Below are 13723 nucleotides of genomic sequence, written 5' to 3' on the forward strand. Positions count from 1 at the left end.
CTGAGAGAGGCTACCGTTCGTGTGGCCTGCCGAGAACTTGCTCGGCCGAAGTGGAATCCGCGCCCACGCTCACGGCGAACGGATGACGAGATCGCCCTCGGTCCAGCGGTATCCGCACGCCGGACCGCGAAGTTCCCAGACTCGCTTGCCGAGCGACCGTGACAGCGGCATCCCGAGTTCGGTGCGCTCCTCTGCGAGGAGCCCGACGGCCTTAGCGGGTCGCGAACTGGTTGGAATGGGTGGGATCAGCTACAGGATTGCCGCGTCATTGGTGGCGACTTGTCTCGCCCGTGGCTCATAGGGATCTCACGTCACCCAAGGCATCGGGTGCGGGAAGAACAGCGCGCCCGGCTGGCTAGGGCCCCACTTGCGTTCGGCCTCTTGGAGTGCCGGGGTCCGAATCGCGGGTTGGTAGACCTCGGCCAGGTGCAGCGCCCAGTTGTTCAAAATGCGAGGGATGAGCCTCGGGTCGTGCTCGGCGGCAAAGTTCACACAGGACTGCATGATCGAATCGACCGCGTTGGCTGCGGTATCGGGATCGCCACTGCTCAGTGAGTGCAGATGGGCTTCAATTAGGCGGTAGACGAGCAAATCGCCCGGTGATGCTTGAGCGCGCTCAAGCATAAGAATGCCGATGTGAGTCTTGTCGGTCTCGCTGGTCCAGATACGGAACGCGGCGGCTGTTGCGTTTGTCCAAAACCGCGGTGAGCAGTATGCCTAACACGGCTTTGGCCGCGATCATTCCGTCTACTCTGCCGCTGGCGAGCTGGCCTTCAAGGATGGCGCGGTCGGCTGGCCTGCAGCGAGCAGGGCGTCAGCGGTGGGACCCTCCGTATGCATGGGCCCCACGATAGCGGTGAACGGTGGCGGTAATAGCGCTTACCGTTCGAATATCACTGCCGTGCACCAGGTTTAGCCGCGGATCAGTTGGGCCCGCCAGCGACAATCGACGGCCTACTACGCGGTGTAGCTACCGGCGCGCAGCAAGGTGGCTCCCATCGCGATGCCGCCGAATCCCGCACCGATCACGACGACGCTCGGCAACTGTGATGCGGCAGAACTGTGCGTCATGCGCGGGGGCCTTTCCGGGAATACGGCGAGCCGAGGGAACCAATGATAACGATGGAGGCTCGTTATGCAGGAAATATGCACGGCTGCACGGCATCTCGACGGGAAGTCAGCGGTCCCGGTGCCAGTGTGCTGTGCGGAGCGCGGCCGCGCGGGGCGTGGCAATACAGTACGGACGACGACGCGAATCCCGTTGGAGGACAACGACGATGCCTGGCGGTAACGAACCCGCAGTGCGCTACTTCGCACTGATCGATGACGAGAGGGGCTACCTCGATGGCGTGCGTGCACGTCGGATTACTGGCCTCGTGCGCCGCACCGACACCCGCACGGTACCCACCGACGAAGCGCTCGGCGCCGACTTCACATGGCGTCCTACCGACTATCTCCGACGCTACAACCCCCGAACGGATGGGCCGCACGAGGAGATTTCCGTTGAGTCGGCCGAGCAATTCATAGCGAGTTGGCGTGCCTCGTCGGCGGAGCGCGCGACGAACAGGTCAGCCGCAGGAAGCCTTCCCGACCCGGCTGCCCCGGGTTCCGTCGATCGATCGGCCGATTGAACAGCCGGTGCCGCAGCTCTTGAGCTCAGGCGGCGTCGGTGTGGTGGCTGGTGAACGTGACCTTGGTTTCCTCGGCGTCGAGGGCGATGTTGAGCGTAGCGTCGAGCGCCGTGGCGAGTTTCGCGAGCAGGGGCAGGGTGGGCACAGTGTCGGAGCCCTCGATACGTGAGATTTTGGCTTGGGTGAGCCCCGCTCGTTCGCCGAGTTCGACTTGGGTGAGGCCGAGTTCGGTGCGTCGGTCGTACACGGCTTGAGCAAGCGCCATGGAGAGTTGGATCTCGCGGCGGGCTTCGGTGACGTCGGCGGGTTCGGTGTAGCTCTCGGTAAGTTGGCGTTCTCGCAGGGTCTTCCATCGGTTGTGGCTCATCTGTCCAGTTCTCCTCTCTCGATCGTGCGGACGAACTCTTGGTGAGCGGGGGCTTGGCAGGTTTGTTGAGCCGCTGAACCTCGGCTCAACGTTGTTGCCCGACGGTGTGTAGCAACGATGGAGACCAGCTCGCTCGGGCGGTGTGGGGTCGGGTCGCGCCCCACGCTGCTCAGCGGAGGCAGCTCTCCGCATCCGGTCCGAATTGAGATCGCCACGCTGCCACGTTGTCGTCGGAAATCTTGCGGAACAGGACGCCCGGCACCGTGAACTTGGTTCCCGCTGGCAACCAGTCAAGTCGTTGAACGGCTTTCTCGTCGGGGAACTGATTGTCCATTGGTTCCGCGACAGGAGTTCCCCATATCGCGCGCAGCGCTAAAGCGGTTGTCGGAATAAAGGGCTCGGAAATCATTCCGAACAGGTAGATCAGGTTGGCCGCGGTGCGCAGAGTAAGGGCCGCTGCGTCCTCATCGGTCTTAACCTGAACCCAGGGGGCTTTGTCGTTGACATACTCGTTGCCCAGACTCCACATCGTGCGTAGCACGTGAGCTGCCTTGCGGAATTGTGTTGCCGTGAGGCAGCTTTCGTACTCGCGCAGCATTTCCTGCAGCTGGCCGCCTAATTCCCGTTCGGCCTCACCAGGCTCGTGTCCTGCGGGCAGCTGATCACCAAAACGCTTGTGCGAGAAGGTAAGGACGCGATTCACGAAGTTGCCCAATACGTCGGCCAAGTCCTTGTTCACCTGCGCGGCGAACAGCTCCCAGGTGAAGCTAACGTCGTCGGACTCGGGCGCATTCGCCAAGAGGAAGTAACGCCAGTAGTCGGCTGGCAGCAGGTCGAGCGCATCCCGCATGAAAATGCCGATGTGTTGTGATGTCGAGAATTTGCCACCGTAGTACGTCAACCAACTAAAGGATTTGACGTTGCCGACCATGGTCCACGGCTCGCGTGTTCCCAGAATTGTTGCCGGGAACATGACGGTATGGAACGGAACGTTGTCCTTGCCCATGAACTCCGTGTGATACACCGAGTCGGCATCGTGCCACCACGACTTCCAGTCCCGCGCCGCCGGTTCGGCATCGCTCCATTCCTTGGTCGCCGCCAGGTACCCGATCGGTGCGTCGAACCAGACGTAGAAAACCTTGCCGTCTGCGGCGAGTTCGGGCCACGTGTCGTCAGGGACGGGTACGCCCCACTCCAGGTCCCGCGTAATCGCCCGGTCGCGCAGACCCTCCGCGATCCATTTCCTTGCGATGGAGGTGGCCAGGTGTGGCCAAGCGTCCCCGGCAAGGTTGATCCAACCCTCGACCTCGTCCTGCAGCTTCGACTGAAGCAAATACAGATGTTTGGTCTCGCGCACTTCGAGCGCCGTGGACCCACTGACTGCGGAGCGCGGTTCGATCAGGTCAGTGGGATCCAGTAGCCGCGTGCAGTTTTCGCATTGGTCGCCACGCGCCCGGTCGTATCCGCAATGCGGACACGTGCCCACGATGTATCGATCGGGCAGGAATCTGTCGTCGGCAATGGAGAAGACCTGCCGGGTCGACCGTTCCTCGATAAACCCGTTGGCGTGCAATGTCCGCGCGAATTGCTGGGTCAGTTCCGCATTCTGCGCTGAGGAGGTACGACCGAAGTGATCGAACGACAAACCAAACTCGTCATACATGGATTTCTGCATATCGTGCGCCTCGGCGCAGAATTCGGCCGGAGATTGATCGGCCTCCTTGGCCGCCAACTCCGCAGGCGTGCCGTGTTCGTCCGTGGCACAAATGAAGAGCACATCCTCGCCGCGCGCGCGTAGATAGCGGGCGTAGGCGTCGGCGGGGAGCATCGAGCCGATCAGGTTCCCCAGGTGCTTGACGCCGTTAATGTAGGGCAGGGCACTCGTGATCAGGTGCCTAGTCATCCTGGCAGTCCCCTCGTGGATGGTGGTGGAGTGGCCGCCATGCTACCTGCGGCGGATTGCGGTCGGTGCTGGGTCCGCAGCTAGCAGAACGGATCTCGGACGATATCGGTGTTCGCGGCGCGGTAATCCGAGACCAACGCGAAATCCCCAGTCGGGACCCAACTCCGAACAAGGCATCCAACGCTGGTTTGGACAAGTTGTTCCCTAGCAAGCCTGCTCGGTACGGCGATCGCGCGCATGCCGCCTTCTCCCGTACTTCCAACCTTGGATTGCAAGTGCCGGAAACGGTCTTTACTCAGCGCTCCGCGAAGTGACCTGTGACGCTCCCGCGACTGGGGCCGGACATAGGGAGACTGAGAGTCGTTCAGTTGCGAATCGTGCATGACCGCAGCCTCTTCCCACGCATGCTCGGCCGCTTCGTTCATAGTTTCGCGAATTGCAGAACCGACAACGAATATCTCGTTGCGTTTGTCATAAATTGACGACAGAACAAAGTGGCCCAATTCGACCTGCCGCACAGTTGTGTAGAGCGCCGTTTCCACGTTTGGGGCGCTCCAGCGTGGGGAAGATTCCAATGGCTGAATGCGTAGGTCGTCGTACCATATACGCCCGAGGATATGACGCTCCATCAGTTCGAAGGTCGCATGTGCACGAGCTTGCGATGAATCGGGATGAAATGCGAGTCCAGTGGCGTCACGACCGATCAGGCTCTCGATCGCGGCAGCAGTGCTGGGAGCGACACTCTCGCGGAAGGATGCCTCAGCCCACGACATTTTGAGCCAGGCGGTGAGTAGGCGTTCGAAGAGCTCTGACCGTGCTCTCTGCCAGGCCGCCTCGGGTTCCTCGCCGCACGAAAATCCGACTACCGGTCGACTCTGGCCGCTGTGGGTCACGCGAATCCCGGCTTTAACGCCCCACAGGTTTGGGTCGGCCTGGCAACGTCGCGCAAAGTACCGAACCGGAATCTCTGCAAGTTCCGGCAAACCCCGACTATCCGATTGCATCTTCGACCAGTCGTGCACAGGAATCCATGACCGCTCGCCCTGCGACGGTGAGTTCGGCGTTCCCCATGACAGTCGCGTGCCCCTTGCGGAACCGTTCTAGTTGGATATCTCTAAGTCGATCGCACCTTTCCGATGGAACTTGCTTGGCAACCCGCGCTAACACCCGCACGATTCGGCTGAGAACGAAAGTCGCGTGATATATGCCGTAGAGCGGACGCTTGTCCTTTCGGATCGGTGCATCGTGCACGCTGGTAAACCCGTTGCTGATCAATCTGTCGACATTCATCATCGAGTGAAGCGCCAGGTGCGAAGTTTCGTGAGTGATGTGATCCAAAAAGTACAGCGGGCCTTGCTCGTACTCGGACTCGTCTGGTACGCGGAGCAATATCTGGCCGAATGCCTTGACGCTGGTTACGCCGCGTGCGTGAGTTCCCGTGAAAAGGCGCAACTCGGCACCGTACTGACCGAGCTCGCCGAACAGTTCCGGATCCACGTCTTGCATCACGGTTAAGCCCTCCTCGAACCATCGGCGCGCCCGCCGATATTCGGCGGAACGTGCTGGCAGGACCTGTGCCAACTGCCCATCGCCGTCAGCGGGCAGTTCGCGAACGATGGTCTCGATCAAGGATCCGTCGAGTGCGTCGCCCACGATGTTTCCTGCAGTGAGGCGCGAAGGCGCTGAACCGCTTCCCTTTTCGATCGCACCGATGAGTCGACTAAGAGCCGACCCAACCGCAGGGGCATTTTGATTTTGCAGTCCGTTTCGCACATCGTGGTGAATCACGTAAAGCAACGGCGAGAGCTTGGCAGTCGGGTCGACCACCGGAAGTATGGCTTCGACGCGTTCTGCGGCTACGGGAAACACCTTGGCCGCAATCGTGGTGTATTTAGCTAAATCGGAGAGCAACTGTTCGTTCATTCGGGTGCGCAGAACCGCAGACCGCGATGCGTCCGGAACCGCCGAGAACAAGTTTTCAATTTCAGGTTTCGTGAGCATAGCCCCGGACGCCTCGCTTTCTTCTAGCTTGACTGCATGGTGTGCTGAACTTCCGCGATGTAGCTGTCATCGATCGAGTCAATTTCGAATTCCATCGTTCCCTCCTCCCTGCTGTGGAGTTGGCCGTCCTAGTCGAACGGGCGTTGGTTTCCATCGTGGCCTGCGAAAGGTGCGGAAGGAATCGCGCAACGTAGGCGTAGCGTGGGCGTACCGTAGGCGGAACCAGGTCAGGGCAGGCGGTGAGAGGGCGCCCGACGGCGTCTGCTGCCGGTCCGTGGGAAAGCTGCGCTAGACGTGGATACGATTGCTGCACCCAGCCAGGCACGCGACGGAGAGTCTTGACGAGCATGACGTTTCCCCCCAGGTATCCACACGCTGTCGACCAAGCCGAGGAAATAAGAAGAAACGATTGGGAGGCTTTTTCCTCGCTACATGAGATGGGGGACCATTGGGTGATGAAGCCCTGGCCAAAGGGTGCGTCGGCCTATTATTGGTATTTGACCTTCGAGAATGATTCTCTCGCGGCTGCCGCCAATGCGTGCCAAGTGGCGCTGGAGGAATTTGACCTTCGTCCAGTGCCAACTGGGTGCCTACATATGACGTTGCTTCGGGTTGGACCGCCTGATGTGGTCAGCAATTCTATGTTGGAACGTATCATCACGAATGCGGCCGAGGAATTAGGGTCGACCTACCAGTTCCAGCTCGATGTCGGTCCGCTGACCGGTTCGGCCGGTGCGATCCGGTTCTCCGTAACACCGTGGTCTCCGGTTCTTGATTTGGTTGAGCAGCTCCGTCGCGCTCAAGGAATCGTTCTGAACACCAATTCAGCGAAGCCGCAGAAAGATCTTCGCCCGCATATCGGCATCGCGTATAGTTCGGCGCGCCAGCCGATAACCAAAATTCGTGAAACAGTCTCGGAACTTAGGACATTGGCGCCAGTCCCAACGGTCGTCAACGCAGTCAAGCTGGTGCGGTTGTGGCGCACTGAGACCGCATACGAGTGGGAAGAACAGGCGTCTATCCCGCTACGGCGAGCCGGTCCTGGACGACCGCCGCATTAGCCTTCGACCATGATCGCAATTGTTCGGTGTATTCGGAAACCGCTGCGGTATCTGCAGTCGCGACACTCGAAGCCAGGTCGTGCGCGCGCTGCCACACCGAGCGAATTGGTTGTTCTCGGCAGGCGGTGAGTGCTTCCATTCCTAGCTTCATCGCATGTTCGACCTCTCTGTTCGTTTGGTTAGCAAACGCGGTCGCGACGTCGAGGCGGACGAGGGCCTGGCTCCATACAGAATCTGAGGTATCGACCAACTCGGAGACGAGCTGTCCATAATCCAGCGTTTGCTGAAATTCCCCGGCTGACAAATGTGCGGTGGCAGCGTTTGCCATTACTCGTGCGGCGCCGTACGGCTCGAATGACAGCGCCGGGGTGAGTCCCGATGGAGCGTCGCAAGTTTCGCCGAGTTTCACGGCGTCCGCGACGGCCCGCTTCACGCCCTCCGAATCACCAATCTTTCCCAGGGCGCGTGCCAGACCATTCGAATAGAGCCGAATGGCTTCCCGGCTTCCGTCCGCTACCCGAATTCCCTCTCGGGCGGCGTCAACGGCCCGAGAATATTCGCCCTGATAATAATAGGCGAAGCTCTCTGTCCCGCGTGTCCACGCCATTAACTGCTGGTCACCGGTGAATTTGGCGAGACCGACGGTTTCCTGGATGTACACCTCGGCGTGTCTGAATCGCCCGACGTTTACTGCCATGTAGGCGAGAGCACCCGAAGTCTGGCCCGCAATTCGGTAAAGTCGCGCTAGGTGATCGGGATGACGGCACTGCTGAACGAGTTCGTCTGTCTGATGGCGTAGGGCGAGTACGTCAGGAACAAGCTGAGCGGGCCCTTCGAGTTCATATCGGGACAGAAGGTCACGCAGAGCAATGTCTAATGCGATAAGCACGGGCTCCTCTACGTTCCCATTGCTGAGCTTTCGCATCCGTTCGATAATCCCTGCCGGACGCTCGAAGGAATGAACTTCGCCAAAACCGTTGGGGGCGGCGGCCTTTCGATGCCGACTGGCGTTTTTGCCATTCGACGCGCGCCACATGGATTCACCAGCGGCGACGATCTCGTCGAAGCGCGCCCTGACGTGCTCGTCAGCGTGAAGTCGCAAGGTGACGTCAAGTAGTTGCTGCGTCCTGGCGCGCAGAGGCGTCGACCCGAGCCCGCTGCGCCAACGACTCACCGTCGTCACCTCGACGCCGAGTTTGTCAGCGAATTGGCGCACAGATAATCGCATCGCTTCTTGCAGCGCAACCGCTTCGAAGCCGGTCCATGCTCGCGCTTGTGGCATCTGGCCCCCGCATCGACTTGGACGTAAAGGTTTCCGCCAATCGTATGTGTAACGCCGCATGGCTGTTGCTAATTCGAGCTCCCCGCGCTTCATATGCAGGCTTGACCTCAGTGGTCCGCGCGCAGCGGTCTAATGACCGCACGCCCAGCAAGAACGCTGCGACACCGAGCGCTCCAACTGCGGTTCCGGACCTAAACAGCGTTCCTTCGCGGAGCGGTGCCGCAGCCTCGCCGAGGGCGCCCGTAGCAACTCGGCCGCTTTGCCTGCGGCGACCGGTTGCAGACCTGGTGTGGTTGTTCCAGCGCTGCGAGACCGTGCCCCCTCTGTCTCGCAGCGCTACTCAGCCCGAATTTGTGATCGGCAACCTCACATCGGGACCAACGAACTACCGGTTCGTAGGGCCGCTAGTTCTCCATTGGGTGGAACGTCTGCACCCTGTTCGACTTGCGCACGAAGCGCTCCTTGGCACGGCGGGTGCACCGATCGCGTTGTGTCATCCTTATGCTTTCCATGCCCAGCCGTCGACAGATTCGAGTCGTTCGATGCGGTCGGTGGAGAGAGCATTGTTCGTGTACCTCGTTCGTTGGGTCGCTACCCAAGTGCCGAGGCGGAAACCGGTCTGGTCGACATACGATTGAGGGATGAGGGCGTGGCCGTGCGCTGCCGTGTAGGCAAGCAGCCGAGCGAAGCCCTCGGCCCACCTGTCGCTGAGCGCGGCCCAACTCCAGCCAGGTACAGCTTCCTCAATACGCTTCATTCGGGCGGCGGAGAGTGCGCCCCGGGCGCGTGCTGCACGCTGGTTGGATGCCCAGTTTCCGAGCGGGTATCCATCGACGATGCAGTCGCGGGGTATGCGCGCGTGGCCGTGCTGATCGACGAACGCGATCAGCTGGGCCAGTCCCTGCTGCCAGCTTTCGGCGTTAGCATCCCAAGCCCAGCCCGTCAGAGAGTTGAGTCGCTCGTACCTCTCGATCGAGAGGCTGTCCTTGGCGCGAGCGGTGCGCTGTGTCTTGCACCATCCGCCGAGTCGGTAACCGTCGACCTCGTAGGCTCTAGGCACGCGCGCGTGGCCGTGCTTTTCAACGTACGTGGTGAGGTGCTGGAATCCCTGTTCCCACCGGTCGGTGTGGGGATCCCAGCTCCAGCCTGGTACGGACTGTTCTATCCGACGCACTCGTGCAGCATCGAGGATGCCTTTGGTGTATCGGCTGCGTTGGGTCGCTACCCACGTCCCGAGTCGAAAGCCGGTCTGGTCGACGTGGTCCTGGTGCACGAGGGCGTGGCCGTGTTCGGTTACGTAATCAATAAGGCGAGCGAGGCTAGCCTCCCACTGGTCCGCGAGGGTGTCCCAGCTCCACCCCGCTAGTTCTTCAAGCCGTTGGATCTGTTCGTCGGGAATTCGTCCACTGGCGTACCTGGCGCGCTGCGTGAGGACCCACTGCCCGACAGGGAAGTCTCCGGCCAGGCATTCGCTGGGGACGCGAGCGTGGCCATTCTCTTCCGCAAAGATGGTGAGCACAGCAAACCCGTGTTCCCACTGATCGGCGACTGGGTTCCACGTCCAACCAGGCAACGTCGTCAGTCGCCGTTGCCTGTCGGTGGAAAGGCTGCCCGTGGACTGTGCGCGACGTTGTACTCCCACCCACTGCCCAAGCCGGAATTTGTCCTCTGATTGGAATGCGTCCGGCACTCGGGCATGGCCGTGTTGGTCGACATAGGCAGTCAGGTGCCGGAATCCCTGCCCCCACTGGTCTGCAACGGCATCCCACGTCCAGTCCCGCAGCGCCTCCAACCGGCGCCGTCTCTCGGCAGACAGATTCCGGTTACGGCGCTGAACTTTGCACCATTGCCCGAGCCGGTACCCGGCGTGGTCGACGTGACCACTAGAGACGCGAGCGTGGCCGTGTTGGTCTACGTAGGCAGTCAGGTGCCGGAATCCCTGCTCCCACTGGTCAATTCGGATATCCCATACCCAACCGGGAAGATGGTTGAGGCGCCGCTCCTGATCCACGGGCAGGGTACCTCTGGCACGTCGATTACGTTGTGTAGCGGCCCAACTTCCCAGCGGGAATCCCGATTCGTCCACATACGACTTGGGAACCTGTGCGTGCCTATGCTCGCCAACGAAGCCGGTCAGCTGCACGAAGCCAGCCTCCCATCGGTCACTCGCCGGGTCCCACGACCACATCGGCAGCGCTTCCAGTCGCGCTGCTCGACCAGCGGCGAGCCGTCCTTTGCTGAAGGAGGAGCGTTGCACCCCGACCCACTGCCCCAAGCGGGATCCATTCACCGTGTATGGCCGGGGGACCGCAGCGTGACCGTTGGCCTGGGCATACTCCTCTAGCAGACGAAAGCTGTCTTCCCACGAATCAGCGTATGGGTCCCAGGTCCAGCCCGGCATAGTGTTCAGTCGTTCGATCTTGTCTACAGCCAAGGTTGCGGCAGAGTACTTGTCGCGTTGTTTGGCAACCCAGTTGCCGAGGCGGTCGTGCCCGACGGTGTAGCCCTTCGGAACGCGGGTGTGGCCGTGTTCTTTGGCGTAGTTCCCGAGCAGTGTGAACGCCTGTTCCCACGGGTCGATCGCTGTCCAGCCGGGCAACGTTGTGAGTCGTTTGGCTCGGTCAGCGGACAAAGTTCCCTTCGCGAGACTGTGGCGCTGATTACTGAGCCAACTCCCGAGGCGATGACCGTCTAAGACGTAGGTCTGCGGAACACGAGGATGCCCGTGCTTATCGACATAGGTCACGAGTAGCGCGAAGAACTTATCCCACTGGTCCGCATCAGGGGTCCAGGTCCAGCCTCGCAGAGCCTGCAGGCGATCGGCTCGGACTGGTTCGAGAATCCCCTTGTTGTATCTGCTGCGCTGAATCTGGACCCAGCCGCCGAGACCGCATCCGTCGACTGTGTAGTCCTTGGGCACACGAGAATGCTCGTGTGCTTCGGTAAATCCCACAAGGTGCTCGAACCTGGCTTCCCACTGGTCAGAGCGAGGATCCCACGACCACCCCGGCAGGTTCCTGAGACGCGCTTCACGGTCGGGTAGCCCGCGGCCAGCGGCATAATTCGTGCGCTGGATCGTCACCCATGTACCGAGCTTGTACTCGTCAACAGTGAAGGACTGTGGGACTCGAGCGTGGCCGTGTTCGCTGACGAAAGTGACCAGTCGCGCGAATCCCTCTTCCCACTGGGCAGTGAGCGCATCCCAGGTCCAGCCCGGGACTGCATCGAGTCGTTGCACGCGTGCAACGGTAAGTCGACCCGTGGCGCGCTTGTGCCGCTGAGTAGCCACCCAAGATCCGAGAGCGTGGCCGTCGGTCGTGTAGGTTGCGGGAACCAGCGCGTGTCCCTCGCGTTCGATGAATTGCTCAAGCAACGCCAGCCAGAGCTCCCATGTGGAGGTCGTCTTCTCGACCAGACGTACGTTGAACGCCTCAGCGAACTCGCCGGAGACAGTCGTGGGCAGATCGACAACGATCTTGCTGGGAAGTTGGATCGATCCGGGCCCGCTTCGTTTGCCGAGCTCGTGTCGCAGGTGATCGAGAGTCTCGGCCAGCGTGTCGTCGTGGGAACGAAGAGCCTGGATTACATTCCACACAGGTTTGAAGCTGGATTCGTTGAGAGTGGTTTCCGGGTCTTGTTCGGAGTCAACGAACACAGGGATGACGATCGTGCCGAGCGTCTTGTCCTCAACACGTCGGATCGCGCGACCGACTGCCTGCACGATGTCGACCTCAGACTGTCGAGGGTCGATGAATGCAACTCCGTCGAGGGCTGGAACATCGATGCCCTCGTTGAGACACCGAGCGTTCGTCATCAGTGCCCTGTCGCAGTCGTAAAGATCAGACAGCTTCTGGAGCAATGCATGACGCTTGCCGGTCGACATATCGCCAGAGGCGTGTGCAGCCCACACTTTCCCTGTCGGTCGTTGTTCCGGCGGCATCCAATCGATGACTGCAGGAAGATTCGCAGCGAATTCGCGCGCACGATTGACCCGAGAATGGAAACTGATGGTGCGACGCAAGTCGTAGCGGTGCATGGCCTTCGCCAGACCGATCTGGCTGGCAAGTGTGCGAGCATCCGTAACCTTGACCCCATCGGTCGTAACGAAGCGCCCGTGTTCGGCCCAGGACCGGTATGTGGCATTGTCGACACCTACGACAACAACGCGATAGTCGGTCAGCAAACCATCGGAAATCGCTTCGGAAAACCCGAGCCGGTGGAACACCGGACCGAACTTCGCGTGATCGTCCATCGAGGCGATCTCGAACTCGGCCTCGTGGCCCTCTCGCACAACGCCGCCTGTGAAGAAACGCGGGGTTGCGGTCATGAACAGGCGCCGCCGTGCCCGGATAAGTCCATCGTCGAGGACCGTCGCGAACTCCGTAGATGACCGCCCAGCACAACGATGCGCCTCATCCGCGACAGCGAGGTCGAACGCTGGCACACCGGCAAGCTCCAGAGCCTTGGCAACCTGTGGCGAGGATTGATACGTCGTAAATACGACGCGGCGCCCAGAGCCTCGTAGGAACGCCGCGATCTCTGCCGGTTCGGTCGTCACCGGGCGTCCGAGATCGCTGACTGTCGTTGCTGCCGTGTCCCGGCTGACGACAGTGTCATCTGAGCAAACAGCTAATGAGGCAAACTCTGACGAGCTGTTGGCAGCCCACTCCCGGAGGGTTTGGGCCAGTAACGCAAGCGATGGCACCAAGACAAGGGCTCGCTCCGTGCCGAGTTCGTCGGCGATGAACACACTCGTGAGGGTCTTGCCTGTACCGCAAGCCATGATGAGTTGGCCGCGATCACCACCTTCGTTGAACGCGTTCAATACGGCATCGATCGCAGACCGTTGGTGCGGCCGAGGCCGCTTACCTGCTACGGGACGGGCGTGCAGGTGGTCGGGCGAGGTCGGCCAGTCGAGCCGCGATGCTTCGAGATCCCCACGAAGCAGGACGGCAGACTGCTTCTCCTGAGCATCGAGCGTGCGTTTGGCGGTGGCTCCCAGCTGATTGGTCGTGGCGATAAGCAGTCTGAATGAGAAGACCGAGCGGGCTGACTCGGAGATGAAGGTGTCGATATCGCGTTTGGTGATTGAGGTCGTCTCGGAGTACGCCTTGGCCTGGATTGCCCAAAGCTTGCCATCGCGGCCTTTCGCGACCAGATCAATCCCGGCGTCGCTACCCCACCTGTCGGGCCAATCGTCCCAAAGCCACACTTGTTCAAGTTCGCTGGCGTAGGACGGATCGTGGGTCAAAAACCACTGGCAGATCCGTTCGAACTGAGTTCCCCGGCGGACTGTGTTATCGGGGTCCAATTGCTCTAGAAGCTCGGTCAGTGATGGCACGCGGCGGATCTCCTTCTGTTGAGGCACGGAACACTGCAGACGAGGCGCTCCGCCGCGAAGGTTAGCGAGGGGGTCTGACAAGCCGCCCGGTTTGCGACGCAATGGATTTCGTGGCACGGGCGTCGCCGTCGACAGTA

General features: G+C 60.9%; 9 protein-coding genes. 2 read left to right on the forward strand and 7 right to left on the reverse strand.

The genetic code is table 11. From position 1 onward, the window contains the following. Window positions 1-306 precede the first annotated feature (306 nt). On the reverse strand, window positions 307-624 hold the full coding sequence (locus IEX78_RS00990; RefSeq protein ID WP_188826802.1) for a hypothetical protein: 318 nt from the start codon (window positions 622-624) through the stop codon (window positions 307-309). A 653-nt stretch (window positions 625-1277) separates the two neighbouring features. Here IEX78_RS00990 and IEX78_RS00995 point away from each other — a divergent pair. Further along, complete coding sequence (locus IEX78_RS00995; RefSeq protein ID WP_188826803.1) at window positions 1278-1631, forward strand: hypothetical protein; 354 nt, start codon at window positions 1278-1280, stop codon at window positions 1629-1631. Window positions 1632-1656: 25 nt separating this feature from the next. On the opposite strand, the gene IEX78_RS01000 is transcribed toward IEX78_RS00995, so the two are convergent. The 4 genes from IEX78_RS01000 to IEX78_RS01015 all read right to left on the reverse strand — a co-directional run bounded on the left by IEX78_RS01000 (window position 1657) and on the right by IEX78_RS01015 (window position 5902). Beyond that, complete coding sequence (locus tag IEX78_RS01000) at window positions 1657-1998, reverse strand: helix-turn-helix domain-containing protein (protein ID WP_188826804.1); 342 nt, start codon at window positions 1996-1998, stop codon at window positions 1657-1659. A gap of 169 nt (window positions 1999-2167) precedes the next feature. Further along, window positions 2168-3901, reverse strand: coding sequence for a methionine--tRNA ligase (gene metG / locus IEX78_RS01005; protein WP_188826805.1), 1734 nt, complete (start codon window positions 3899-3901; stop codon window positions 2168-2170). 80 nt (window positions 3902-3981) lie between these two features. Then, entirely contained in the window at window positions 3982-4884 is a 903-nt protein-coding gene (locus IEX78_RS01010; RefSeq protein WP_188826806.1) for a YcaO-like family protein, read from the reverse strand. A 7-nt stretch (window positions 4885-4891) separates the two neighbouring features. Next, window positions 4892-5902 carry an aKG-HExxH-type peptide beta-hydroxylase gene (locus tag IEX78_RS01015; protein WP_188826807.1) on the reverse strand — a complete coding sequence of 337 codons (1011 nt, stop codon included), beginning with the start codon at window positions 5900-5902 and terminating at the stop codon, window positions 4892-4894. 455 nt (window positions 5903-6357) lie between these two features. On the opposite strand from IEX78_RS01015, the gene IEX78_RS01020 reads away from it, so the two are divergent. Further along, window positions 6358-6963, forward strand: a complete 606-nt coding sequence (locus IEX78_RS01020) for a 2'-5' RNA ligase family protein (protein WP_188826808.1) — start codon at window positions 6358-6360, stop codon at window positions 6961-6963. On the opposite strand, the gene IEX78_RS01025 is transcribed toward IEX78_RS01020, so the two are convergent. Both IEX78_RS01025 and IEX78_RS01030 read right to left on the reverse strand, forming a co-directional pair. Further along, window positions 6920-8245, reverse strand: coding sequence for an NsdA family TPR-like regulatory protein (locus IEX78_RS01025; protein WP_188826809.1), 1326 nt, complete (start codon window positions 8243-8245; stop codon window positions 6920-6922). The two genes, IEX78_RS01020 and IEX78_RS01025, sit on opposite strands and share 44 nt — an antisense overlap. Before the next feature lie 499 nt (window positions 8246-8744). Then, window positions 8745-13586 (reverse strand): DEAD/DEAH box helicase, encoded by a 4842-nt coding sequence (locus tag IEX78_RS01030; protein ID WP_188826810.1) that lies wholly within the window; start codon window positions 13584-13586, stop codon window positions 8745-8747. Window positions 13587-13723: the final 137 nt, after the last annotated feature.

The sequence above is a fragment of the Nocardia camponoti genome (assembly GCF_014646135.1).
Lineage (GTDB): Bacteria > Actinomycetota > Actinomycetes > Mycobacteriales > Mycobacteriaceae > Nocardia > Nocardia camponoti.

Bases quoted from the DNA above. Each gene is read 5' to 3' on its own strand.
- IEX78_RS00990 (WP_188826802.1), bottom strand. From the start codon at position 624: ATGCTTGAGCGCGCTCAAGCATCACCGGGCGATTTGCTCGTCTACCGC.
- IEX78_RS01000 (WP_188826804.1), bottom strand. From the start codon at position 1,998: ATGAGCCACAACCGATGGAAGACCCTGCGAGAACGCCAACTTACCGAG.
- IEX78_RS00995 (WP_188826803.1), top strand. From the start codon at position 1,278: ATGCCTGGCGGTAACGAACCCGCAGTGCGCTACTTCGCACTGATCGAT.
- IEX78_RS01015 (WP_188826807.1), bottom strand. From the start codon at position 5,902: ATGCTCACGAAACCTGAAATTGAAAACTTGTTCTCGGCGGTTCCGGAC.
- IEX78_RS01020 (WP_188826808.1), top strand. From the start codon at position 6,358: ATGAAGCCCTGGCCAAAGGGTGCGTCGGCCTATTATTGGTATTTGACC.
- IEX78_RS01025 (WP_188826809.1), bottom strand. From the start codon at position 8,245: ATGCCACAAGCGCGAGCATGGACCGGCTTCGAAGCGGTTGCGCTGCAA.
- metG (WP_188826805.1), bottom strand. From the start codon at position 3,901: ATGACTAGGCACCTGATCACGAGTGCCCTGCCCTACATTAACGGCGTC.